22 protein-coding genes are annotated in these 21,831 nt (G+C 69.2%); 10 read left to right on the forward strand and 12 right to left on the reverse strand.

Translation table 11 applies throughout. From position 1 onward, the window contains the following. Positions 1 to 33 precede the first annotated feature (33 nt). From BM066_RS18035 to BM066_RS18050, 4 genes are all read right to left on the reverse strand, one after another. The gene (locus BM066_RS18035) at positions 34 to 1,326 is read right to left on the reverse strand and encodes a serine hydrolase domain-containing protein (protein WP_089929795.1); all 1,293 of its coding nucleotides are present in this window, start codon (positions 1,324 to 1,326) and stop codon (positions 34 to 36) included. A gap of 84 nt (positions 1,327 to 1,410) precedes the next feature. Next, entirely contained in the window at positions 1,411 to 2,322 is a 912-nt protein-coding gene (gene rarD, locus BM066_RS18040; protein WP_089929796.1) for an EamA family transporter RarD, read from the reverse strand. 96 nt (positions 2,323 to 2,418) lie between these two features. Then, positions 2,419 to 3,447 carry an aspartate-semialdehyde dehydrogenase gene (locus tag BM066_RS18045; protein ID WP_089929797.1) on the reverse strand — a complete coding sequence of 343 codons (1,029 nt, stop codon included), beginning with the start codon at positions 3,445 to 3,447 and terminating at the stop codon, positions 2,419 to 2,421. Between the two features lie 179 nt (positions 3,448 to 3,626). Continuing rightward, positions 3,627 to 4,520 carry a LysR family transcriptional regulator gene (locus BM066_RS18050; RefSeq protein ID WP_089929798.1) on the reverse strand — a complete coding sequence of 298 codons (894 nt, stop codon included), beginning with the start codon at positions 4,518 to 4,520 and terminating at the stop codon, positions 3,627 to 3,629. A gap of 119 nt (positions 4,521 to 4,639) precedes the next feature. Between BM066_RS18050 and BM066_RS18055 the strand changes: the two genes are divergently transcribed. From BM066_RS18055 to BM066_RS18065, 3 genes are all read left to right on the forward strand, one after another. Next, the gene (locus tag BM066_RS18055) at positions 4,640 to 5,650 is read left to right on the forward strand and encodes an aldo/keto reductase (RefSeq protein ID WP_089929799.1); all 1,011 of its coding nucleotides are present in this window, start codon (positions 4,640 to 4,642) and stop codon (positions 5,648 to 5,650) included. A gap of 85 nt (positions 5,651 to 5,735) precedes the next feature. After that, entirely contained in the window at positions 5,736 to 6,923 is a 1,188-nt protein-coding gene (locus tag BM066_RS18060) for an SAM-dependent methyltransferase (protein ID WP_089929800.1), read from the forward strand. Positions 6,924 to 7,074: 151 nt separating this feature from the next. Beyond that, positions 7,075 to 8,124 (forward strand): alpha/beta hydrolase-fold protein, encoded by a 1,050-nt coding sequence (locus BM066_RS18065; protein ID WP_089929801.1) that lies wholly within the window; start codon positions 7,075 to 7,077, stop codon positions 8,122 to 8,124. A 7-nt stretch (positions 8,125 to 8,131) separates the two neighbouring features. Here the strand turns inward: BM066_RS18065 and BM066_RS18070 are convergent, their stop codons facing one another. Then, a complete protein-coding gene (locus tag BM066_RS18070) occupies positions 8,132 to 8,593 on the reverse strand; it encodes an SAM-dependent methyltransferase (protein ID WP_089929802.1) in 462 nt (153 codons plus the stop codon). Positions 8,594 to 8,743: 150 nt separating this feature from the next. Here BM066_RS18070 and BM066_RS18075 point away from each other — a divergent pair, with 150 nt between their 5' ends. Then, positions 8,744 to 10,162: an APC family permease gene (locus BM066_RS18075; protein WP_089929816.1), complete on the forward strand. Its 1,419-nt coding sequence runs from the start codon at positions 8,744 to 8,746 to the stop codon at positions 10,160 to 10,162. Between the two features lie 66 nt (positions 10,163 to 10,228). On the opposite strand, the gene glmS is transcribed toward BM066_RS18075, so the two are convergent. Continuing rightward, on the reverse strand, positions 10,229 to 12,052 hold the full coding sequence (gene glmS, locus BM066_RS18080) for a glutamine--fructose-6-phosphate transaminase (isomerizing) (protein ID WP_089929803.1): 1,824 nt from the start codon (positions 12,050 to 12,052) through the stop codon (positions 10,229 to 10,231). 160 nt (positions 12,053 to 12,212) lie between these two features. Between glmS and glmM the strand changes: the two genes are divergently transcribed. Further along, on the forward strand, positions 12,213 to 13,559 hold the full coding sequence (glmM, locus tag BM066_RS18085) for a phosphoglucosamine mutase (RefSeq protein WP_089929804.1): 1,347 nt from the start codon (positions 12,213 to 12,215) through the stop codon (positions 13,557 to 13,559). A 151-nt stretch (positions 13,560 to 13,710) separates the two neighbouring features. Here glmM and BM066_RS18090 read toward each other — a convergent pair whose 3' ends face one another. The 4 genes from BM066_RS18090 to BM066_RS18105 form a co-directional block, all read right to left on the reverse strand. Beyond that, a complete protein-coding gene (locus tag BM066_RS18090) occupies positions 13,711 to 14,019 on the reverse strand; it encodes a winged helix-turn-helix domain-containing protein (RefSeq protein ID WP_089929805.1) in 309 nt (102 codons plus the stop codon). 2 nt (positions 14,020 to 14,021) lie between these two features. After that, positions 14,022 to 14,588, reverse strand: coding sequence for a hypothetical protein (locus BM066_RS18095; RefSeq protein WP_089929806.1), 567 nt, complete (start codon positions 14,586 to 14,588; stop codon positions 14,022 to 14,024). Between the two features lie 461 nt (positions 14,589 to 15,049). Beyond that, the gene (locus tag BM066_RS18100) at positions 15,050 to 15,466 is read right to left on the reverse strand and encodes a hypothetical protein (RefSeq protein ID WP_089929807.1); all 417 of its coding nucleotides are present in this window, start codon (positions 15,464 to 15,466) and stop codon (positions 15,050 to 15,052) included. Continuing rightward, a complete protein-coding gene (locus BM066_RS18105) occupies positions 15,463 to 16,206 on the reverse strand; it encodes a DUF6065 family protein (RefSeq protein ID WP_089929808.1) in 744 nt (247 codons plus the stop codon). Before BM066_RS18105 ends, BM066_RS18100 begins: the two co-directional genes overlap by 4 nt. A gap of 83 nt (positions 16,207 to 16,289) precedes the next feature. On the opposite strand from BM066_RS18105, the gene BM066_RS18110 reads away from it, so the two are divergent. The 4 genes from BM066_RS18110 (at position 16,290) to BM066_RS18125 (ending at position 18,896) form a co-directional block, all read left to right on the forward strand. Further along, positions 16,290 to 16,796 carry a prolyl-tRNA synthetase associated domain-containing protein gene (locus tag BM066_RS18110; protein ID WP_089929817.1) on the forward strand — a complete coding sequence of 169 codons (507 nt, stop codon included), beginning with the start codon at positions 16,290 to 16,292 and terminating at the stop codon, positions 16,794 to 16,796. A 129-nt stretch (positions 16,797 to 16,925) separates the two neighbouring features. Continuing rightward, on the forward strand, positions 16,926 to 17,855 hold the full coding sequence (locus tag BM066_RS18115) for a thioredoxin family protein (protein ID WP_089929809.1): 930 nt from the start codon (positions 16,926 to 16,928) through the stop codon (positions 17,853 to 17,855). Between the two features lie 18 nt (positions 17,856 to 17,873). Further along, positions 17,874 to 18,539 (forward strand): LON peptidase substrate-binding domain-containing protein, encoded by a 666-nt coding sequence (locus BM066_RS18120; RefSeq protein ID WP_089929810.1) that lies wholly within the window; start codon positions 17,874 to 17,876, stop codon positions 18,537 to 18,539. Positions 18,540 to 18,695: 156 nt separating this feature from the next. Then, positions 18,696 to 18,896, forward strand: coding sequence for a Trm112 family protein (locus tag BM066_RS18125; RefSeq protein ID WP_089929811.1), 201 nt, complete (start codon positions 18,696 to 18,698; stop codon positions 18,894 to 18,896). Here the strand turns inward: BM066_RS18125 and BM066_RS18130 are convergent. Beyond that, positions 18,893 to 20,095 carry an MFS transporter gene (locus tag BM066_RS18130; protein WP_089929812.1) on the reverse strand — a complete coding sequence of 401 codons (1,203 nt, stop codon included), beginning with the start codon at positions 20,093 to 20,095 and terminating at the stop codon, positions 18,893 to 18,895. The two genes, BM066_RS18125 and BM066_RS18130, sit on opposite strands and share 4 nt — an antisense overlap. A gap of 93 nt (positions 20,096 to 20,188) precedes the next feature. Next, entirely contained in the window at positions 20,189 to 21,439 is a 1,251-nt protein-coding gene (locus tag BM066_RS18135; RefSeq protein ID WP_089929818.1) for a UbiH/UbiF/VisC/COQ6 family ubiquinone biosynthesis hydroxylase, read from the reverse strand. A gap of 134 nt (positions 21,440 to 21,573) precedes the next feature. Between BM066_RS18135 and BM066_RS26680 the strand changes: the two genes are divergently transcribed. Further along, positions 21,574 to 21,831 (forward strand): hypothetical protein (locus tag BM066_RS26680; RefSeq protein ID WP_218150919.1); only part of this gene is annotated, 258 nt, incomplete at its 3' end.

Raw genomic sequence — 21,831 nt, forward strand, 5'->3', positions numbered from 1 at the left:
CGCGCCGCGCCATGCCTCGCCCGACGGTTGCTGTCAGGCTCGCGCCAGCCACGCGGCCAGGGCTTCTTCCTGGCGGGTCAGCTTCGAGCGGCCCTTGTTGCGCTTTAGCGGCCCGGCCTGACCGGTCAGCAGGTAGGCCAGGCCGCGGCGCGTGTTGGGGGCGACCCAAAGGCCGGAGGTCAGGCCGTAGGCGTCGCCGGCATGGCCGATCCAGCCTTCGCAACCGTCGAACGGATTGTCGTAGCCTTGGGTCCCGGTCAGGGTCTGGACGCCCAGACCGTAGGCGCGGATCAGGCCGCCATAGCCCTCGCCGTTGGGGCGGGCCGGGTCGAACCGCCAGGCCGGGCTGGTCATGGCCTGGAAGGTTTCGGGCTTCAGGATCGGGGCGCCGCGTCGGACCAGCAGCCGGCCGATCGTGTTCAGGTCGTTGATCGAGGCTCGCAGGCCGCCCTGCGGCGCGAACACGAAGCCGTTCTCGCCGGGGACGTAGCTGTCCAGCGAGCGTCCCGCCGCCTCGGGCGCGACCCGGACGGCGGCCTGGGGCGCGGGCGGCAGGGCCTGGTCCAGCTGGGCGACCCAGGGACCGGCCGCGTCCCAGGGTCCGTCGTCGGACGGAGCCTTGCGATAGAGCACGGCGCGCTGGTCACGGACCGCCTGCGAGACCCCGCTCCAGTTGAAGCCGCCCTCCAGGCCCAGCGGCCCCAGCACCCGCCCGGCCATGAAATGGTCGAAGCGCTGGCCCGACAGCCGCTCGATCAACTGGGCCACCACGGCGTAGTTGACGTCGGCATAGGCGAACCAGTCGCCCGGCGCCTCCTCGGCTGGTCCGAACCACGCGCCGCCGTCCCACTGGACGCCGCCGGGCGTCAGGGCTGCGCTCAGCGGCCGGCCGAACGCGACCGGGTAGCTGGGGCCGTTCCGCAGGCCGCTGGTGTGCGACATCAGCCGGCGCGGGGTGATCGCCGCCTGGGGGAAACGCGGATGGCGCAGGGACCAGCCCAGGATGTCGGAGACGTCGTCGTCTAGCCCGACCTTGCCGGCCTCGACCAGGGTCATGAAGCCGAGCGCCGTGACCAGCTTGGAGATCGAGGCGATGCGGGCCGGGGAGCTCTCGGTCATGGCCCGGCCGCTCGCGACGTCGGCCAGGCCGCGCGCCACGGTCGCCGCAAGAGGCTTGGGCGCGCCGCGGAAGGCGGTTCCCGCCAGAGCCGGGACGGCGGCCTGCGGGTCGCCCGCGCCGGCCAGCAGGTCGTCGAGCGGGTCGCGCGCCGCGCCGGTCATGGCCAGGGCGCCGGCGGCGGCGAGCAGGGAGCGTCGGGTCGGCATGGGGCGGCTCTCGTGAGAGGGCCAACCTAGCTGGTGTTCGAATCCGGCGTCATCCCCTCACAGGTCAGGGATGACGCCGTGGGATCAGGCGATCGCCACCGCCCGCGTCCGCTTCCAGGCCCCATAGGCGAACACCGCCACGCCCAGCCAGATGAACACGAACGACAGGGCCCGCATTGGGGTGAACGCCTCGCCCAGAACGACGCCGATCAGGAACTGGAGGGTGGGCGCGATGAACTGCAGGAAGCCCATGGCGCTGAGCGGCATGCGCCGCGCCGACCAGGCGAACAGCGCCAGGGGCACCACCGTGGCCGGCCCGGCCAGCAGCAGCAGGGTGGTGACGCCCGCGCCCGTGGCGAAGTGGCCGGCGCCGGCGGCCTGCAGGTGCAGCACGTAGACCAGCCCCGGCACGGCCAGGTAGACGCATTCGATGAACAGGCCGGTCTGGGCGTCTGCCTTCACCTGCTTGCGCAGGATGGCGTAGAGGCAGAAGCTCAGCGCCACCCCCAGCGAGATGATCGGCAGGTGGCCCAGGGCCGCCGTCTGGATCGCCACCCCGATCACGGCCAGGCCGATGGCGATGGCCCCTTCGCGGCTGATCCGCTCGCGGAACAGCAGGGCGCCGGCCGCCATGTTCATCAGCGGGTTGATGTAGTAGCCCAGGCTGGCCTCGATCACGTGGCCGGCGGTGACCGCGAACACGTAGATCGACCAGTTGATGAAGATCGCCGCCGTGCTCAGGGCCAGGATCCCCAAGGTCCGGGGCTGGCGCAGCACGGCCGCCACCTGCCCGCCCTGGCGGGCCATCAGCACGGCGAGGAAGGCCCAGGGGGCGGCCCACAGGGTGCGGTGGGCGACCATCTCCCACGCGCCGACGCCCAGCAGGGACAGCAGGTGGAAATAGAGCGGCAGGACGCCCCACAGCAGGTAGCAGCCCACACCGGCGATCAAAGCTGTCCGGGCTTCTTCCGGGCTCTTGGTCAAATCGGCCGACATCGCGTCGTTCCTCAAGGTCGCAAATGAAAAAGGCTCCCGGGACCTGATGTCCCGGGAGCCCTGAAATCGTCCACCCGCTTGTTGCGGAGGGGCGGCTTAGGCCGGGAGCTTCTGCTTGATGAGACCCTTCTCATGCAGCAGCTGCGCGATCTGCACGGCGTTCAGCGCCGCGCCCTTGCGCAGGTTGTCGGCCACGCACCAGAGCGCGATGCCGTTCTCCACGGTCGGGTCGGTGCGGATGCGCGAGACATAGACCGGGAACTCGCCGGCGCTTTCCTTCGGCGTCATGTAGCCGCCGTCCTCGCGCTTATCGACCACCTGCACGCCGTCGGCGTCGCGCAGGATCTCGCGGACGTCGTCCTCGTCCAGCGGGGTCTCGAACTCGATGTTCACCGACTCGGCGTGACCGACCATGACCGGCACCCGCACGCAGGTGGCGGTCAGCTTGATCGACGGATCCAGGATCTTCTTGGTCTCCGCCATCATCTTCCACTCTTCCTTGGTGAAGCCGTCTTCCATGAAGACGTCGATGTGGGGGATGACGTTGAAGGCGATCTGCTTGGTGAACTTCTTCGGCTCGGGCGCGCCCAGGACGAAGACGCCCTTGGTCTGCTCCCACAGCTCGTCCATGCCTTCCTTGCCGGCGCCCGAGACCGACTGGTAGGTCGAGACGACCACCCGCTTGATCCTGGCCTCGTCGTGCAGGGGCTTGAGCACCACCACCAGCTGGGCCGTGGAGCAGTTGGGGTTGGCGATGATGTTCTTGGGCAGCTTGTCGACGGCGTCCGGGTTCACTTCCGGCACCACCAGCGGCACGTCCGGGTCCATCCGGAAGTGGCTGGAATTGTCGATGACGATCGCGCCCGCGGCGCCGATCTTCTCGCCCCAGGCCTTGGAGATGGCGCCGCCCGCGCTCATCAGCACGATGTCGACGGTCGAGAAGTCGAAGGTCTCCAGGTCCTCGCAGCGAAGGATCTGGCTGCCGAACGAGACTTCCACGCCGATGGATTTGCGCGAGGCGATGGCATGCATCTTGTCCACGGGGAATTTCACTTCCTCGAGGATGTTGAACATCTCACGGCCCACATTGCCCGTGGCGCCGACCACGGCGACCCGGTAACCCATCGCAGCCTCCAATTCGTCTTGTAAGCCCCGCCATCGGCGGCGGGAGCGGACCCGTTACGCCCCGCAAGGCGCATAAGCAAGAACAGCCTTTCTAATGCGACGCTTAGGGCGGGGGTGTTGGGGCAGATTTCACCTGGGTTGGATGGGTTCTGCACGGCGGAGGGGGCGTCCAGCGGCGCCTACCGCCGCTCCGCCTTCACGAAATCCACGAACGCCCGCAGGGGCGCGGGCATGTGCCGGCGGCTGGGATAGTAGAGATAGGGTCCGCTGAACGGCGGCAGCCAGTCGTCGAGGACGGTTTCCAGCCGGCCCGCCGCGATGCGATCGGCGCAAAAGCCCTCGAAGGTGGCCAGCAGGCCCAGGCCGGCCTCGGCGGCGGCCAGTTCCAGCTCGCCGCTGGAGGTGATCAGCGGGCCTTCGGGCTGAACGCGGATCACCTCGCCGTCCTTCTCGAACTCCCAGGCGTGGCTGACGCCGCTGGCGAAGCGGTGGCGGATGCAGGGATGGTTGAGCACCTCGCGCGGATGGCTCGGCCGGCCGCGCCGCTCGAAATAGGCCGGCGAGCCGACCACCACGAAGCGCTGCGGCCCGGCCAGGGGCACGGCGATCATGTCCTTCTCCAGGCGCTCGTCGTAGCGGGCCCCGGCGTCGAAGCCGGCGGCCAGCACGTCGACGAAGGCGTCCTCGACGCTGATCTCGACGCGGATGCCGGGATGGGCGGCCAGGAAGCGGGGGATCAGGTCGGGAAAGACGATGCGGGCCACCGCGCCGGGCACGTTCAGCTTCAGCACGCCGGTCGGGCTGTCGCGGAAGGCGTTGACCTCGTCCAGGGCCAGGCCGACGTCGGCGAGGGCCGGGGTCAGGCGGGCCAGCAGCCGCTCGCCGGCCTCGGTGGGGGTGACGCTGCGGGTGGTGCGGTTGAGCAGGCGCACGCCCAGGGCCGCCTCCAGCCGACGCAGGGCTTCGGACAACGACGAGGCCGAAACCCCGCGCTGGGCCGCCGCGCCACGGAAGCCGCGGGCCCGCGCCACGGCGGTGAAGGCGTCGAGATCGGCGAGATCGGGCTGGGCCATTGTGCGAATTTCCGAACAGCTCGTGCGGTGATGGCCGGATTATCGCACGCGAGGCGGGGCTGCATAGTGCCGCCATCGAACACGGACGCCCTCCCCGGCGCCTTTCACGGAGACTTCCCATGCAAACGCGTCAACTCGGCAAGACCGGTCCGGTCGTCTCGGCCCTGGGCCTGGGCGCCATGGGCATGTCGGGCATGTACGGCCCGTCCGACCGGGCCGAGAGCCTGGCGACGATCGACGCCGCCCTTGAGGCCGGGATCACCCTGATCGACACCGGCGACTTCTACGGCATGGGCCACAACGAGATGCTGATCGGCGAGGCGCTCAGGGGCGGCCTCCTTAAAGGAAATAGGCGCGACAAGGCCGTGCTCAGCGTCAAGTTCGGGGCCCAACGCGACCCCGGGGCCGGCTGGATCGGCTTCGACGGCCGCCCGGCGGCGGTGAAGACCTCGCTGGCCTATACGCTGCAGCGGCTGGGCGTCGACCATATCGACATCTACCGTCCCGCCCGCCTGGACCCCGACGTGCCGATCGAGGACACGGTCGGCGCCATCGCCGAGATGGTCCAGGCCGGTTTCGTGCGCCACATCGGCCTGTCGGAGGTGGGCGTCGAGACGATCCGCAGGGCCCACGCCGTCCATCCGATCGTCGACCTGCAGATCGAATACGCGCTGATCACCCGCGGGGTCGAAGACAAGATCCTGCCGGTGCTGCGCGAGCTGGGCGTCGGCATGACCGCCTACGGCGTGCTGTCGCGCGGCCTGATCAGCGGCCACTGGGACAAGGACCAAGGCAAGGCCAAGGGCGACTTCCGCGCCTATTCCCCGCGCTTCCAGGGCGACAATGTCGACAAGAACCTGGCCCTGGTCGAGGCGCTGCGCAGGATCGCGCAGGAAAAGGGCGTCAGCGTCGCCCAGATCGCCATCGCCTGGGTGGCGGCGCAGGGCCAGGACATCGTGCCCCTGGTCGGGGCGCGCACCCGCGCGCGGCTGTCGGAGTCGCTCGGCGCGCTGGACGTGGCGCTGTCGGCCGACGACCTGGCGGCGATCGAACGGGCCGTGCCCAGGGACGCCGCCGCCGGCGCGCGCTACGCCGAGGCCCAGATGGCGCATCTCGACAGCGAGCGCTGACCGGTTCGCGGCCGCCGGTTTGCAAGGGGAGGCGGACGAAAATTTCCGCCTTTTCTCCGGCCGCGCTCGCGCTAGGGTCGCGGTCATGATCGAAGCGCTGCTGAACAGGATGGTCAAGGTCGGCGACCTGACCGTCCATCTTCCCAACGGCTCGGTGAAGAAGGCCGGCGACGGCTCGGGTCCGCCGGTGACCATGCGGGTCAACGCCCGCGGCCTGCGCCGCCTGGTGGCCAATCCCAGCCTGGGCCTGGGCGAGGCCTATATGGAGGGCGACCTGAAGATCGAGCAGGGGACCCTGTGGGACCTGCTGGAGATCGTCGGCCGGAGCGGCGGGCGCACGCCCAAGCGCGGCACGCCCATCACCCGGGCCAGGAAGGCGGTCAAGCGCACGATGCAGTCGCTCAACGATCGCATCGCCGCGCGCCGCAACGTCGCCCATCACTACGACGTCGGAAACGAGCTCTACAAACGCTTCCTCGACGCGGACATGCAGTACAGCTGCGCCTATTTCGCCCGGCCCGACATGACCCTGGAGGAGGCCCAGGCCGCCAAGAAGGCCCATATCGGCGCCAAGCTGAACATCACCCCGGGCATGAAGGTGCTGGACATCGGCTCGGGCTGGGGCGGCATGTCCCTGACCCTGGCGGCCGACCATGGGGCCCGGATGACCGGGGTCACCCTGTCGACCGAGCAACTGGCCCTGGCCCGTGAGCGGGCCGAGAAGGCCGGCCTGTCCGACCAGGTCGAGTTCCGCCTGACCGACTATCGCGACCTCGACGAGACCTTCGACCGCATCGTCTCGGTCGGCATGCTCGAGCACGTCGGCGCGCCGAACTTCCAGACCTATTTCGACACGGTCAAACGCCTGCTGGCCGACGACGGCAGCGCGGTGATCCACGCGATCGGCCGCATGTCGGGACCGGGCGCGACCAACGCCTTCACGGCCAAGTACATCTTCCCCGGCGGCTACATCCCGGGCCTGTCGGAGATCGTCAAGGCGGTCGAGGCGGCGGGCCTGTGGATCACCGACATCGAGATCCTGCGCCTGCACTACGCCGAGACCTGCAAGCACTGGCGGCTGCGCTTCCTGGCCGATCCCGACATCCCCACGATGTTCGACGCGCGGTTCCGGCGGATGTGGGAGTTCTATCTGTGCGGGGCCGAGCTGGGCTTCCGCTACGGCGGCCACATGGTCTTCCAGATCCAGGTCGCCAAGAAGGTCGGGGCCCTGCCGATCACCCGCGACTACATGTTCGAAGGCGAGCGGCGGTAATCTTTGTCTTGGCGCATTTTCTTCACGCGAACCGGCGTCCACTTCGCTCGAAAATGCTTTAAGCCGCCGTAAATGCGCCCGATTGCCGGGCGTTGATGATCTTCAGTTGAGTGGCGTGGCGTTCTCCCTGGGTGTGACACGGAGAGTCCCGATGATCCGGCTCGGCCTGCTGCTCGCGGCCTTCATGACCTTGCTGGCGGCTCCGCCGGCCCTGGCCCAGAGCCAGGTGCGCGACTTCGTCGTCGCGTCCAAGGCCTTCGACGGCAACAAGATCGGCGTCAGCCCGCAGCGGCGGGTGCGGGTCTATCTGCCCGATGGCTACGACGCCTCGGGCCGGCGCTACCCGGTCATCTACTACCTGCACAACCTGTTTGAGGACGAACGGCCGGCCTTCGACCGCGACGGCTTCGCCGCCCTGCTCGACCAGGCGATCGCCGCCAAGGCGATCCCGCCGGTGATCGTGGTCGCCGCCGACTTCAGCACGCCGCTGGGCGGTTCGATCTACACCAGCTCGCCGGTCACCGGTCGTTGGGACGCGTTCATGGCAGACGAGCTCGTGCCCTGGACGGACAAGCAGTTTCGCACCCTGGCGGGCCGCGACTCGCGCGGCCTGGCCGGCGACCGGATGGGCGGCTACGGGGCCTTGGCGTTCGGCATGCGCCACGCCGACGTCTTCGGTTCGGTCTACGCCCTGCATCCGGTGGGCACGGGGCTTGGCCTGCAGACCATGTCCTCGCGGCCCAACTGGGATCTGATCCAGAACGCCAGGTCGCTGGACGACCTGAAGGCCGACGGCTTCTCGCAACTGTTCGTGGCCATCTACCAGGCCCACCTGCCCAATCCCGACCGGCCGCCGCTCTATGTCGACCTGCCGGCGCGCAAGGAGGCGGACGGGCGCATGGTCGTCGACATGAAGCGGACCGCCAAGCTGCAGGACAGCTTTCTGCTGGGCCTGAACCTGCCGCGCTACGCCGACAACCTGAAGACCCTGCGCGGCTTGAAGTTCGATTGGGGCCGCAACGACCCCAATCCCGACCACGTGGTCTCCAACCAGGCCTTCTCCCGCGCCCTCGTCGAGTTCGGCGTGCCGCACGAGGCCGAGGAATATGTCGGCGGCTGGGGCGACCGCACCTGGGGCGAGACCGGGCGGGTCTATAGCGACATGCTGCCGTTCTTCGCCCAGAAACTCGTCTACGAATGACCCTGGTCTACCAGTAGTCCTTCATGATCTCCCGCGCCCAGTCGGGCTCGCGATGCGCGCCGCGCGGGGCGAAGCCGGCCATCACCGGCTTGAGGTCCAGCACCGGCGTGCCGTCGATGGCGTCCAGGCCGCGCACCTCCAGCGACAGGCCGTCGACCGCGACGATCTCGCAGACCGTCACCCCGATGCGGTTGGGCCGGTTCTTGCCGCGCTGGGCGAAGATGCCGACCCTGGGCCAGGCCGGGTTGCCGCGCGGGTGGCGGGCGCCGGCGACGATCTGGTCGTCGGTCACCTTGTCGAACACATAGACCACCTCGACATGGCTGAAGGCGTCCAGGCCCATCAGCGCCTCGGCGTCGAAGCGGGCGGGGTCGAGGTCGATGCGCGCTCGGCTCCGGCCCCAGTCGTCGTCCTCGGGAACGTCGCGGCCGCCATGGACCCTGCCGATCGGCGTCATGGTGATGGACATGGGCCTCCTCCACCTCGTCGAGGCCGAGCTTAGCCGTTGTCGGAGGGGCGGCAAGAGCGCCCTTCTCCGCTGTCGTCGGCGGAGCCGAGTTGCCGCGAGCAGTCGGCCAAGGCTAGGTTGCCGCCGCCTTTCCAGACCTCGGGGATCTCCATGGGCCAGTTTCGCGCGGCCGACCTGTTTCGCCGCAAGCCCGTGAGCCGGGTCGTCGCCGAGGGCGGCGAGCATCTGCCCGACGAGGGCCTGCACCGTTCGATCGGCCTGTTCCAGCTGACCATGCTGGGGGTCGGCGCCACGATCGGCACCGGCATCTTCGTGGCCCTGACCACGGCGGTGCCGGCCGCCGGTCCGGCCGTCGTCGTCTCGTTCGTGATCGCCGGGATCACCGCGGCCCTGACCGCCCTGTGCTACGCCGAACTGGCCTCGACCATCCCGGTGTCGGGGTCGTCCTACAGCTACGCCTACGCCACCCTGGGCGAGTTCGTCGCCTTCCTGGTCGGCGCATGCCTGCTGTTGGAATACGCCGTCTCGGCCTCGGCCATCGCGGTGGGCTGGGGCCAGTACCTGAACGAGATGTTTTCCGACCTGATCGGCTGGCGCATGCCCGACGCCATTGCCAAGGCCCCGGGGGCGGGCGGGGTGTTCAACCTGCCGGCCGTGGTGCTGGTCGGCGCCTGCCTGGTCCTGCTGCTGCGGGGCGTGAAGGAGTCGGTGACGGTCAATGCGATCCTGGTGGTGCTGAAGCTGCTTGTGCTGCTGTTCTTCGTGGTCATCGCCTTCAGCGGCTTCCACGCCGGCAACCTGCAACCGTTCGCGCCGATGGGCGTGGCCGGGATCGGGGCGGCGGCCTCGTCGATTTTCTTCTCCTATATCGGCATCGACGCGGTCTCGACGGCCGGCGACGAGGTCAAGGACCCGCGCCGCACCCTGCCGCTGGGCATCATCCTGTCCCTGCTGATCGTCACCGGCGTCTACATCCTGGTGGCCCTGGCCGCCGTCGGCGCCCAGCCCTGGACGGCGTTCGCGGGGCAGGAAGCGGGGCTGGCGGTGATCCTGCGCAACCTGACCGGCCAGGCCTGGACCTCGCTGATCCTCTGCGTCGGGGCCATCGTCTCGATCTTCTCGATCACCCTGGTCGTCATGTACGGCCAGACCCGCATCCTCTACGCCATGAGCCGCGACGGCCTGTTGCCGCGCGTGTTCCAGCGGGTCAATCCCAGGACCCAGAGCCCGGACCTCAACACCTGGATCGTCGCGGCCTTCATCGCCCTGCTGGCCGCCTTCGTGCCGCTCGACACCCTGGTCAACCTGACCAGCATGGGCACGCTGATCGCCTTCGCCATCGTCTCGCTGGGGGTGATCATCCTGCGGCGGACCCAGCCGGACCTGCCGCGCGGCTACCGCGTGCCGCTCTATCCGGTCGTGCCGGCGCTCAGCGTGGCGTTCTGCGGCTACCTGATCTACGGCCTGCCGCTGGACACCTGGATCCTGTTCGCGGCCTGGGCGGCGGCGGCCTGCGCGATCTATTTCGGCTATTCGGCGCGCAATTCGAAGCTGGCCGGCATTTCCTAAAGGCCGTTCATCGCCTCTCATAACCCGCTCATCCCCGCCTTCGTGGGATGAGCGGGTTATGAATCCCTACTCCACCGTCACCGACTTCGCCAAATTCCGCGGTTGGTCCACGTCGGCCCCCTTCACCACCGCCACGTGGTAGGCCAGCAGCTGGATCGGGGCCGACATCACCAGGGTCGAGACCAGCGGGTCGCTGGCCGGGGCGGTGACCACCACCCGGGCGCCGGCCGGGGCGTGCTTGGCGCCTTGCGGGTCGGTGATGAACACCACCTGGCCGCCGCGCGCCATCACCTCGCTCATGTTCGAGGCCGACTTCTCGAAATAGCTGTCGTAGGGGGCCAGGATGATGATCGGCGTCTGGTCGTCGACCAGGGCGATCGGACCGTGCTTCAGTTCGCCGGCCGCGTAGCCCTCGGCGTGGATGTAGCTGATCTCCTTCAGCTTCAGGGCGCCTTCCAGGGCCAGGGCCGACATCGGGCCGCGGCCCAGGAACAGCACGTCGCGGGCCTTGGCGATGTCGGTGGCGATCTCCTTGAGGGCGTCCTCCAGGCCGATGGCCTCGGCGATCAGGCGCGGGGCCTCCAGCATCAGCCGGACCATCCGCTGCTCCTCGGCCGCGTCGATCATCCCGCGCGCCTTGGCCGCCGCCACCGCCAGGGCGATCATCACGCTGACCTGGGCGGTGAAGGCCTTGGTCGAGGCCACGCCGATCTCCGGTCCGCAGTGGATCGGCCAGACCACGTCGACCTCGCGGGCCATGGTCGATTCCTGGGCGTTGACCACCACGGCGCTCTTCATGCCCTTGGCCTTGCAGTAGCGCAGGGCGGCCAGGGTGTCGGCGGTCTCGCCCGACTGCGACATGGCGATGACCAGCGAACCGGGGCGCAGGGCCGGCTGGCGGTAGCGGAACTCCGAGGCGATCTCGACGTCGACCGGCAAGTCGGCCAGCTGCTCGATCAGGTACTTGCCGATCACCCCGGCGATGTAGGATGTGCCGCAGGCGACGATCTGGATGCGCTCCAGGGCCTTGAAGTCGATGTCGCCCGGCACGGCGGTGCGGGCGGTCAGGGCGTCGACATAGGCCGAGATCGTGCGCTGGCAGCCCTCCGGCTGGTCATGGATCTCCTTTTCCATGAAGTGCCGGTAGTTGCCCTTCTCCATCATCACCGCCGAGGCGGGGACGAGCTTCACGGCGCGCTCGACCGGCGCGCCCGAGACGTCGAAGATCCGGGCGCCGTCGTGGTCGAGGGCCACGTAGTCGCCTTCCTCCAGATAGATCACCCGGTTGGTGAACGGGCCGACCGCCAGGGCGTCGGAGCCCAGGAACATCTCGCCCTGGCCCTTGCCGACCACCAGCGGGCTGCCGCGCCGCGCGCCGAGGATCAGGTTGTCGGCGCCCTCGATCAGCACCGCCAGGGCGTAGGCCCCGGTCAGGCGGTCGAGCGTGGCCTTGAAGGCGTCCAGCGGCTCCAGGCCGGTGGCCAGTTCGGCGTCGATCAGGTGGGCGATGACCTCGGTGTCGGTGTCGCTCCCGAAGACGCGGCCGGCGGCCTTCAGCTCGGCCTTCAGCTCGGCGAAGTTCTCGATGATGCCATTGTGCACCAGGGTGACGCGGCCGGCGGTGTGGGGGTGGGCGTTGCCGACGTTGGGCGCGCCGTGGGTGGCCCAGCGCACGTGGCCGATGCCGTTCTGGGCGGCCAGGGGCTGTTCGACCAGCACCGCCTCCAGGTTCTTGATCTTGCCCTGGGCCCGCCGGCGCTCGACCTTGCCGCCCACGACGACGGCCGCCACGCCGGCCGAGTCGTAGCCGCGATATTCCAGCCGCTTGAGGCTGTCGATCAGGCGCTCCGTGACGGGTTTGGTGCCGACGATGCCGATGATGCCGCACATGGGCCATGATCCTTTGTAGAACGCTTCGACCGGACTATTGCTGTCGAAGCGGATATTTCGAGGCCAGGCTTTAGCATTCGTGAGGACCCGGCCCTCATAAATCTGCATTTCGGATCGTTTCGCGGTTCGACCAAGGCCTAACCGAGACCAGAACAAGACCATGAGCAAGCGCGCTTATTTCGGCACCGACGGCATCCGCGGTCAGGCCAACAAGCATCCGATGACCGCCGAGGTCGCCCTGCGCGTCGGCCTGGCGGCCGGCAAGTTGTTCCGCTCGCAGGACGACCGCCGCCACCTGGTGGTGATCGGCAAGGACACCCGGCTGTCGGGCTACATGCTCGAGCCGGCCCTGGTGGCCGGCTTCGCCAGCGTCGGCATGGACGTGCGATTGTTCGGCCCGCTGCCGACCCCGGCCGTGGCGATGATGACCCGCTCGATGCGCGCCGACCTGGGCGTGATGATCAGCGCCTCGCACAACGACTTCGCCGACAACGGCATCAAGCTGTTCGGCCCCGACGGCTACAAGCTGTCGGACGAGCAGGAGCTGAAGATCGAGGCCCTGATGGACGAGGGCCTGCAGGAGGGCCTGGCCCCGCCGCGCGGCCTGGGCCGCGTCACCCGCATCGATGACGCCCAGGCCCGCTATGTCGAGATCGCCAAGGCGACCTTCCCGCGCCATCTGAGCCTGTCGGGCCTGCGCATCGTCATCGATTGCGCCCACGGCGCCGCCTACAAGGTGGCCCCCACGGCGCTCTACGAGCTGGGCGCGGAGGTGATCACTGTCGGCGTCGCCCCGAACGGCACGAACATCAACGCCGAATGCGGCTCGACCCATCCCGAAGCCATGGCCAAGATGGTGCGCGAATATCGCGCCGACATCGGCGTCGCTCTCGACGGCGACGCCGACCGGCTGGTGATCTGCGACGAGAAGGGCGTGGTGGTCGACGGCGACCAGATCATGGCCATCGTCGCCCTGGCCTTCGCCCGGGCCGGCACGCTGAAGGCGGGCGGCGTGGTCGCCACGGTGATGTCCAACCTCGGCCTCGAGCGGCTGATGACCGACAACGGGCTGAAGCTGGAGCGCACCGGCGTCGGCGACCGCTATGTGATGGCCCGCATGCGCGAGGGCGGCTTCAACATCGGCGGCGAGCAGTCGGGCCACGTGATCCTGTCGGACTTCTCGACCACCGGCGACGGCCTGATCGCCGCCCTGCAGGTGCTGGCGGTGATGATCCAGACCGGCCAGCCGATGAGCGCCCTGGGCCGGCAGTTCGAGCCGGTGCCGCAGCTGCTGGAGAACGTCCGCTTCGCCGGCGGCAAGCCGCTGGAGCACAAGACCGTCAAGGAGGCCATCGCCGACGGCGAGGCCCAGCTGAACGGTTCGGGCCGCATCGTGGTCCGTCCGTCCGGCACCGAGCCCCTGATCCGCATCATGGCCGAGGGCGACGACCCGGCCCTGGTCCGGAAGGTGGTCAAGTCGATCGTCTCGGCGGTGAAGGCGGTTTGATCTTTTCGCCAGCCCCATAATCCGCTCATCCCGGCGAACGCCGGGACCCAGATCCCAAAGCTGGGTGGCTGATTGGAAGAGCTCAGCGTTCTTGGCGTCGGCCCCAAAGCCATTCCATCTGGGTCCCGGCGTTCGCCGGGATGAGCGGTGGTTAGGTGACGTCCCCGTCCACGCCCTCGACCACGGCGCGCAGGTAGTCCACATGCCGCCGAAAGGCCTTGCGGCCGACCGGCGTCAGGGCGGCGCGGGTGCGGGGCTTCTTGCCGACGAAGTCCTTGGTGATTTCGACATAGCCGGCCTTTTCCAGCGTCGCCAGATGGCTGCCCAGGTTGCCGTCGGTCGCCTGGGTGACGGCCTTGAGGCGCGAGAACTCCACCGGCTCGGCGTCGCGCTCGGCGTGCAGCGCGGCCATGATCTTCAGCCGCAGGGGCTGGTGGATCAGTTCGTCCAGCTCGGCCACGCTCAAGCCTTCCTCAGCCACAGGCCGCCCACGAACAGCCCACCGCCGCCGACCGCCGCCATCCAGAAGGCCAGCCAGGGCTGGAAGAAGAACCAGCCGATCAGGGTGGCGGCGAACACGCTGGCGCCGATCCACATATAGCGCGGCGCGTAGGCGATACCGACGCCGCTATAGACCAGGCCCGCCACCAGGCCGGGAAACACCATCGCCGGGTCGAGGGAAGTCGGCCGGAACACCGTGAAGGTCGCGGCGATGAAGGCCAAGATCGTAAAGACGCTGGCCATCGTCTTCCAGCCCTGCCCGGCCTTGGCGCCGCCCTGGGCGGCTCCCCTGGCGCGGCGGCTGAGCACGATGGTCGCCGCGATGCCGATCGCGTCCAGCACCAGCCAGGCCAGGCCCCAGCGCTCGGGCGGCAGCACGCCCATGGCGGTGTAGCCCGCCGCCCAGACGACGCCCCAGACCATCAGGATCGGCCCGCCGACCTGGTAGCTCTTCAGCAATCGGCCGCGACCGGTCGTGCTCTCGATATCGGCCAACGCCGACGCCGCCTCGCTCTTGGAAATGCCCATCCCAGCCTCCTTGAAGTTCGCGCCCAGAGCGCTCTGTCAGGCAGAGTTATCACGATCAGATACTCTGTCAAGCAGAGTATTCTGTGGAGCCTGTTTCATCCGGTGCGTTCGACCCGTGTGATCATTCCGCCCGCGGCGCCGACTGGCGGCCCGGCCACCGTCCATGCGCCGAAACAAGGGCGTCCAAGAGCGTCATCCGGACACAGGCGGGTCGACATTCGGCGCGACCGAGCCAACACCCGAGCCCGCCCCTTTTGTCCATCATTCCCGCCCTCGTGGCGGGAATCCCCGGTTAAGCTGGCGGTGAGATGCCTTTGGCGCGCTGGCGCGCCACGCTCCCGCACTTGCGGCGGTCAGAGGGATTCTCGCCACGAGGGCGAGAATGGCGGACTCATCGGGAACGCGGCTGAAAGTCGATCCGCCCTAGCTTCGTCCGGGATGACAACGGTCTGGAGAGCGTTCTAGGCGAACACCCCGACCTGATCCTGCGGCCGATAGAGGCCCCCGAACGGCGCCCAGTTCATTTTGCGCCAGTGGGGCAGGGTGAGGGCCAGATAAAATCCGAACGGCAACCACATCAGAAGGAGACCCAACACCGACAGCGGCGCCGGCCCGAGCTTTCCGGTCAAGGCTTGGGTCAGGAAGCCCCCCGCGAGGGCCATGACCTGCAGCACGATCGGCCAGCGACTGAGCCGGAGCAGGGCGATCGTGTGATAGGCCGCGACGGCCAGCTGAATGGCCCACATGCCGAACCAGAACGAGGTGAACGCGTATGGCCCGCCGCCGATGAGCTTGAACAGCGGCTGCACCGTGAGCGCTATCCAGATAATCGCGACGATCCAGATCGACAGCGGCGTGCGGTGCGTTCGCGTCGTCACCCGACCTTCGGCGCCTTGAGCCGCCGCTTGTTGACGTGGGCCACGGGGGCCGGGGCCTCGACCTCCTCGGGATATTCGCCCTTGAAGTAGAAGCGCTGCCACGCCTCCTTCATCGCCTCGGGCTCGCGCTTGAAGATCCGGGCGTTGAACTCGCCGCGCTTGGCGGCCCAGGTGTCGTACTGCTTGCGCAGATCGGGGTTGGAGTTCATCGAGCGGATCACCGGCTGCACCTGCTCCAGCGGCTTGTCCTGGATCATCATGAAGAAGCAGAACGGCTCGCCCTTCTCGAAGCGCACCGCGCCCGGGCGGGTGAAGATCCAGTTCATCGTGAAGGGGAAGGGCAGCCAGTCGGTCTCGACCAGGCCCGCCAGCGGCTGGACGCCGTCCTTGACGTGGTTGGGCGGGCCCATGGTCCAGATCGACCAGCCCGGCGGGGTGCGGAACAGGTAGCCGGTGTGGAAGGTGATGGTCCCGCGCGAGAAGTGCGACTTGACGAAGTCGTCGAAGCCCGGATGCGGGTGGTCGGCCCGGAAGGTGATGCAGTTCTGGTGCGCCCCGCCGTCCCAGGTCGCCGTGAAGCCGACCGGGCACAGGATCTCCCAGCCGGTGGTGTTGGCCATGGTCAGGGGCAGGCAGCGATAGGGGTGCCGGTCGGCGAAATGGTCCATCCAGGCCCGTTGCGGCCGGCCCGGCACGATCTCCGGCGGGCGGGCTTCGGTGGGGTAGCACTCCAGTTCCATGCGGGTCTCTTTCGTGGGCGCCGGCTTTGCCGTCTGGTCTAGCGGGCGCGGGCTCGGCTAGGAAGTCCCCCATGAAGAGCACGATGAAGAGCCGGGCAGACCTGTTCGCCCTCCTCGACGCCCACGGCGTCGCCCATTCCACCCTCGACCATCCGCCGGTGTTCCGCGTGGAGGAGGGGCTGGAGATCAAGGCCGCCCTGCCCGGCGGCCACACCAAGAACCTGTTCCTGAAGGACGCCAAGGGCCAGCTGTGGCTGATCTCGGCCCTGGGCGAGACGGCGATCGACCTCAAGCGCCTGCACACGGTGATCGGCTCGGGCCGGCTGTCGTTCGGCAGCGCGGACCTGATGGTTCAGACCCTGGGCGTGACGCCGGGCTCGGTCACCGCCTTCGGCCTGATCAACGACTCCGAACGCCGCGTGCGCTTCGTGCTGGACGCCGCCCTGGCCAAGGCCGATCCGGTCAACTTCCACCCCCTGGCCAACGACGCCACCACGGCCGTTTCGCAAGAAGGCTTCCGCCGATTCCTGGCCGCGCTGGGAGTCACGCCGATGATCGTCGATTTCGCCGCCATGACGGTCGTTCATTAAGCCGATCGCCCGATTGCGAACCGCGCGCCGAGAGACCATCTTGGCCGCCGAGAGGGACGGCGCCGTCCCGCCACCGCCGATCCAATCGGCGCCCCGTGCGTTCAAGACCCGCGTATTTAGAGAGACCCCATGGCCCTGATCGGCGACAAACCCGCTCCCATCCAAGCCGGCGGCCCTAATGGGCAAGGGGGGGGCAAGAGCGCGCACATCAAGGACGGCACGGACGCCAGCTTCATGGCCGACGTGATCGAAGCCTCCAAGACCCAGCCGGTCATCGTCGACTTCTGGGCCACCTGGTGCGGCCCGTGCCGCCAGCTGACCCCGGCCCTGGAAAAGGCGGTCAACGCCGCCGGCGGCGCGGTCAAGCTGGTCAAGATCGACGTCGACAAGAACCCCGGCTATTCGGGCCAGCTGCGCGTGCAGTCGATCCCGACCGTCTACGCCTTCGTCAACGGCCAGCCGGTCGACGGCTTCCAGGGCGCGTTGCCCGAGAGCCAGGTCAAGGCGTTCATCGACCGCCTGGCCGGCCCGCCGGCCGAGAGCGACGTCGACGCCCTGCTGGCCATGGCCAAGGAGTCGGTCGATCTGGGCGACGTCGGCGGCGCGGCCCAGGCCTTCGCCCAGGTGCTGCAGATGGACCCGGCCAACGTCAAGGCCATCGGCGGCCTGGCCAAGTGCTACCTGACCAGCGGCGACCTGCAGGGCGCGGCCGAGGTGGCCGCCACCGCCCCGGCCGGCGCCAAGGACCCGGACCTGGAGAGCGTCCGCGCCGCCCTGGCCCTGGCCGAGGACGCGCCGTCCGAGACCGCGTCGTTCGAAAAGCGCCTGGCCGCCGACGCCGACGACCACGAGGCCCGCTTCGAATTGGCCAAGGCCCTGGCCGGCGCCGGCCATCTTCAGGCGGCTTCGGACCATCTTCTGACCATCATCGAACGCGACCGTGCCTGGAACGACGAGGCCGCCCGCAAGCAGCTGCTGACCGTGTTCGAGGCCGCGGGCTACGCGTCCGAGGTGGCCAAGGCCGGCCGCAAGCGGCTGTCATCCATCCTGTTCAGTTAGATCCAAAGGGAGCGTCGCATGCCGGGATCCTATCGAAGGGCGGACGATCTGCCGCTGGTGATCCCGGTGTTCCCGCTGGACGGCGCCCTGCTGCTGCCCGGCGGCCAGCTGCCGCTGAACATTTTCGAACCGCGCTATCTGAACATGTTCGACGACGCCATGTCGGGCGAGCGGATCATCGGCATGGTCCAGACCCGCCCGGGCGGCGAGGCCGAGCGGCCCAACCTGGCGCCGGTCGGCTGCGCCGGCCGGGTGACCAGTTTCGCCGAGACCAGCGACGGCCGCTACCTGGTCACCCTGACCGGGGTCTGCCGCTTTCGGGTCGGCGACGAGCTGCCGGCCCGCGGGCCTTATCGCCAGGTGCGCGCCGACTTCACGGCGTTCGAGGCCGACCTGCGCGAGGGGGCGCCCGACAGCGCCGCGGCCGGCGACGCCCTGCCCTTGCTGAACGCCCTGCGCCGCTATCTGGACCATCGCGGCCTGGCCATCGACTGGAGCAGCGCCGAGGCCGCGCCGTCCGACGCCCTGATCAACAGCCTGGCCATGGCCCTGCCGTTCGAGCCGGTCGAAAAGCAGGCCCTGCTGGAAGCCCCGACCCTGGTCGAACGCCGCGAGACCCTGGTGGCCCTGCTGGAGATCGACGCGGCGGCGGGGGACGACGAAGATCCGACGATGCTGCAGTAGCGGTGACGATCCCCCTCCGGCCCTTCGGGCCACCTCCCCAGAGGGGGAGGATCTACGCCGCAATAGATGCTCCCCCTTTGGGGGAGCTGTCGCGTAGCGACTGAGGGGGCGACTGAGGGGGTGTGCGGTGCTCAAAAAAACCCCTAGAACTTCCTCATGACCGCAGCCCCCCCGCCTCCGCCCGCCGACCTGGACCCGCGCCTGCTGGAGGTGCTGGTCTGTCCCGCTACCCGCGCGCCGCTGTTCTACGACCGCGCCCGGGGCGAGCTGATCAGCAACGCCGCCAAGCTGGCCTATCCGATCCGCGACGGCGTGCCGATCATGCTGCCCGAGGAAGCCCGCAGCCTGGAAGACTAGGTCCGCGACGGCCAGGCCTTGCGTCCGGCCAGTTGCAGGACCAGCGCCAGCAGGGCCGCGCCGGCCCCCAGGGCCGACACCGCCGTCCAGCCGCCCAGGGTCCAGGCCGTGGTCGCGCCGGCCGACCCGGCCGCGCCGCCCAGGAACATCACCCCCATGAAGAGGGTGTTGATCCGGGCCCGAGCCTCGGGACGCAGGGCGTAGACCAGGTGCTGGTTGGAAATCAGCGCGCCTTGCACGGCGAAGTCCATCAGGATCACCCCGACGATCAGGCCGGCCACGGCGTTCCATAGGCCGAACACCAGCCAGGACAGGACGCAAAGTCCCGCGCCCAGAAGGATCACCAGATGCGGCCCGCGCCGGTCGGCGACCCGGCCGGCCAGGGGTGCGGCCAGGATGCCAACCGCCCCGACCACGCCGAACAGGCCGGCGATGTCGGCGCCGAGGTCGAAGCGCGGCTCCTTCAGGTGCAGGGCCAGGATGGTCCAGAAAGCGGTGAAGCCGGCGAACAGCAGAGCCTGGGTAAGGGCCGCGCGGCGAAGGGCCGGAAGCTCCAGCCACAGGCTTCCCAGCGACTTCAGCAACGGACCATAGCGCAGGCCGCCGTCCTCGGGCCGGCTGCGCGGCAGGACCGCGGCCATCAGGGCGCAGGCGGCCAGGGCCATCGGCGCGCCCAGCCAGAACATCGCCCGCCAGCCCAGATGGGTGGCGACGAAACCGGCCAGGGTGCGGCTGAGCAGGATCCCGCACAGCAGTCCCGCCATGACCGTCCCGATCGTCGCCCCGCGCCGTTCCGGAGTCGCCAGGTGGGCGGCGAACGGCACGATCTGCTGGGCCACGGTGGCGCAGACCCCGACGACCAGCGAGGCGACGATCACCAGTCCCACGGTGGGCGCCAGGGCGGCGGCGACCAGGCCGGCGGCCAGGACGAGGAACTGGAGCAGGATGACGCCGCGCCGCTCCAGCAGATCGCCCAACGGCACCAGCAAGAACAGGCCCAGGGCGTAGCCGAGCTGGGTCGCCGTCGGGATGAAGCCGGCCAGGGCCTGGCCCGGGAAGTCGGCCTCGATCACCCCCAGCATGGGCTGGTTGTAGTAGATGTTGGCCACGCCGACGCCGGTGGCGACAGCCATGGCCACGGTCAGGCCGCGCCTCAATTCAGGGTGGGCGGGGGTCTCCGCGGCGGTCTGGGCGGTCATCAAGCAACTCCGGCGCCGCGTCCGGTCGACGAGGCGATGGGCCTAGGTTGGCGCTTCCACGCGTCGCCGCAAGGCCGTGCTTGTCGTTTAGGCTTAAAGCGCCACGCCCCGCAGCAGCTTGGGCAGGTCGCCGACCCCGCCGCCGGCCTCGTGCATGAAGAACCGCCGCGCCGGGGCGATGCGGTTGACCGCCGCCATGCCGACGCCGCGCGCCAGGCGCAGCAGCGGGTTGTCGTTGGAGAACAGGCGCACGAAACCGTCGAAGGCCAGGGCGTTGGTCACGTTGTCGAACCGCCGCCAGCGGGCGTAGCGCTCCAGCGTCGCCTCGGCGCCGATGTCCTCGCCGTGGCGCAGGGCCTCGGCCACCACCTCGGCCAGGGCCGCGGCGTCCTTCAGGCCCAGGTTCAGGCCCTGGCCGGCGATCGGGTGCACGCCGTGGGCGGCGTCGCCGATCAGGGCCAGGCGCGGGGCGACCAGCCGCTCGGCCAGCGACAGCGACAGCGGATAGACGAAGGTCGGGCCGGCCATCTCGACCGTTCCCAGGAAATCGCCGAACCGCCGCATCAGGTGGGCGTGGAACGCTTCGGGCGCGGCGTGGCGCAGGGCCTCGGCCCGGTCCGTGCTCTCGGTCCAGACCAGGCTGGCGCGATTGTCCGTCAACGGAAGAATGGCGAACGGCCCGCCGGGCAGGAAGTATTCGTGGGCCACGCCCTGGTGCGGATGCTGCATCCGCACGGTGGCCACCACGCCGCTCTGGCCGTAGCTCCAGCCGATGTCGCCGATGCCGGCGGCCTTGCGCAGCACGCCAAAGCGGCCCTCGGCGCTGACCACCAGCGGCGCCGACAGGGTCCGCCCGTCGGTCAGGGTCAGGGTCGCGGCGGCGGGCGTGACCTCCAGGGCCTTGGCGGCGGCCGGGGCCAGCACGGTGATCCCCTTGTCGATCACGGTTTGGGCCAGGGCGGCGCGGATCTGGCGGTTCTCGATCAGATAGCCCAGGGGCTCGCCTTCGGAGCGGTCGGCGATCTCGCCGCTGTCGAAGCGCAGGAAGAACGGCGAGGGACCGCCCGAGGCCGGCCCGGGCGTCTTGCCGTCGGTGACCAGGATCTGCTCGATCCGCTGGGCGTGGGGGGCCAGGGCCTCGCCGGCCCCGATGGCCCGCCACTGGCGGAACGACGAATAGGCGATGGCCGACGAGCGGCCGTCGAAGGTCGGCGCCAGCTGGGCGTCGAACGGCTGGGGATCGACCAGCACGGCCTTGACCCCGGCCGAGGCCAGGGCGAGCGCCAGGGTGGTCCCGGCCATGCCGGCTCCGGCGATGATGACGTCGGCGTCGTGGTCGCGCATGGGCGGATATGGCGCGCGGCGGGCGGTGGTGTCTAGTCCGGTCGCGGCGCGCGGCGGGGCGGCGGCTTTCGACCCGTTGCGGACGTTGTCCGACATTGCGAAGCTCCATTAGCAACCGTCGCGCGTAGGACACCTTGGAAGTTTTCGACCTCACCCATTCCCTCAACCAAATCAAACCCGCCTTCTGGTTCGACGCGCTATTTGCCGTGGTTGGATTGGGGATGTTGGTGGTGGCCGTCATTATCCTTCGGTCTGTCAAACGCGGGCAGGGTGACACTTCTGATCGCATACGCCGGATCGGCTGGTTCTTGCTTCCCTTCTCCCTCTTCTGGGCCACTTTCACGTCTTGGATGAACTACCAAGACATCCGTCACGCCTATGCGGTTCGCCGT

This window comes from Caulobacter sp. UNC279MFTsu5.1, from assembly GCF_900114015.1.
Lineage (GTDB): Bacteria > Pseudomonadota > Alphaproteobacteria > Caulobacterales > Caulobacteraceae > Caulobacter.

Excerpts from the sequence above, each read along its gene's own strand:
- BM066_RS18035 (WP_089929795.1), bottom strand. The coding sequence starts at position 1,326 with ATGCCGACCCGACGCTCCCTGCTCGCCGCCGCCGGCGCCCTGGCCATG.
- rarD (WP_089929796.1), bottom strand. The coding sequence starts at position 2,322 with ATGTCGGCCGATTTGACCAAGAGCCCGGAAGAAGCCCGGACAGCTTTG.
- BM066_RS18045 (WP_089929797.1), bottom strand. The coding sequence starts at position 3,447 with ATGGGTTACCGGGTCGCCGTGGTCGGCGCCACGGGCAATGTGGGCCGT.
- BM066_RS18050 (WP_089929798.1), bottom strand. The coding sequence starts at position 4,520 with ATGGCCCAGCCCGATCTCGCCGATCTCGACGCCTTCACCGCCGTGGCG.
- BM066_RS18055 (WP_089929799.1), top strand. The coding sequence starts at position 4,640 with ATGCAAACGCGTCAACTCGGCAAGACCGGTCCGGTCGTCTCGGCCCTG.
- BM066_RS18060 (WP_089929800.1), top strand. The coding sequence starts at position 5,736 with ATGATCGAAGCGCTGCTGAACAGGATGGTCAAGGTCGGCGACCTGACC.
- BM066_RS18065 (WP_089929801.1), top strand. The coding sequence starts at position 7,075 with ATGATCCGGCTCGGCCTGCTGCTCGCGGCCTTCATGACCTTGCTGGCG.
- BM066_RS18070 (WP_089929802.1), bottom strand. The coding sequence starts at position 8,593 with ATGTCCATCACCATGACGCCGATCGGCAGGGTCCATGGCGGCCGCGAC.
- BM066_RS18075 (WP_089929816.1), top strand. The coding sequence starts at position 8,744 with ATGGGCCAGTTTCGCGCGGCCGACCTGTTTCGCCGCAAGCCCGTGAGC.
- glmS (WP_089929803.1), bottom strand. The coding sequence starts at position 12,052 with ATGTGCGGCATCATCGGCATCGTCGGCACCAAACCCGTCACGGAGCGC.
- glmM (WP_089929804.1), top strand. The coding sequence starts at position 12,213 with ATGAGCAAGCGCGCTTATTTCGGCACCGACGGCATCCGCGGTCAGGCC.
- BM066_RS18095 (WP_089929806.1), bottom strand. The coding sequence starts at position 14,588 with ATGGGCATTTCCAAGAGCGAGGCGGCGTCGGCGTTGGCCGATATCGAG.
- BM066_RS18105 (WP_089929808.1), bottom strand. The coding sequence starts at position 16,206 with ATGGAACTGGAGTGCTACCCCACCGAAGCCCGCCCGCCGGAGATCGTG.
- BM066_RS18110 (WP_089929817.1), top strand. The coding sequence starts at position 16,290 with ATGAAGAGCCGGGCAGACCTGTTCGCCCTCCTCGACGCCCACGGCGTC.
- BM066_RS18115 (WP_089929809.1), top strand. The coding sequence starts at position 16,926 with ATGGCCCTGATCGGCGACAAACCCGCTCCCATCCAAGCCGGCGGCCCT.
- BM066_RS18120 (WP_089929810.1), top strand. The coding sequence starts at position 17,874 with ATGCCGGGATCCTATCGAAGGGCGGACGATCTGCCGCTGGTGATCCCG.
- BM066_RS18125 (WP_089929811.1), top strand. The coding sequence starts at position 18,696 with ATGACCGCAGCCCCCCCGCCTCCGCCCGCCGACCTGGACCCGCGCCTG.
- BM066_RS18130 (WP_089929812.1), bottom strand. The coding sequence starts at position 20,095 with ATGACCGCCCAGACCGCCGCGGAGACCCCCGCCCACCCTGAATTGAGG.
- BM066_RS18135 (WP_089929818.1), bottom strand. The coding sequence starts at position 21,439 with ATGCGCGACCACGACGCCGACGTCATCATCGCCGGAGCCGGCATGGCC.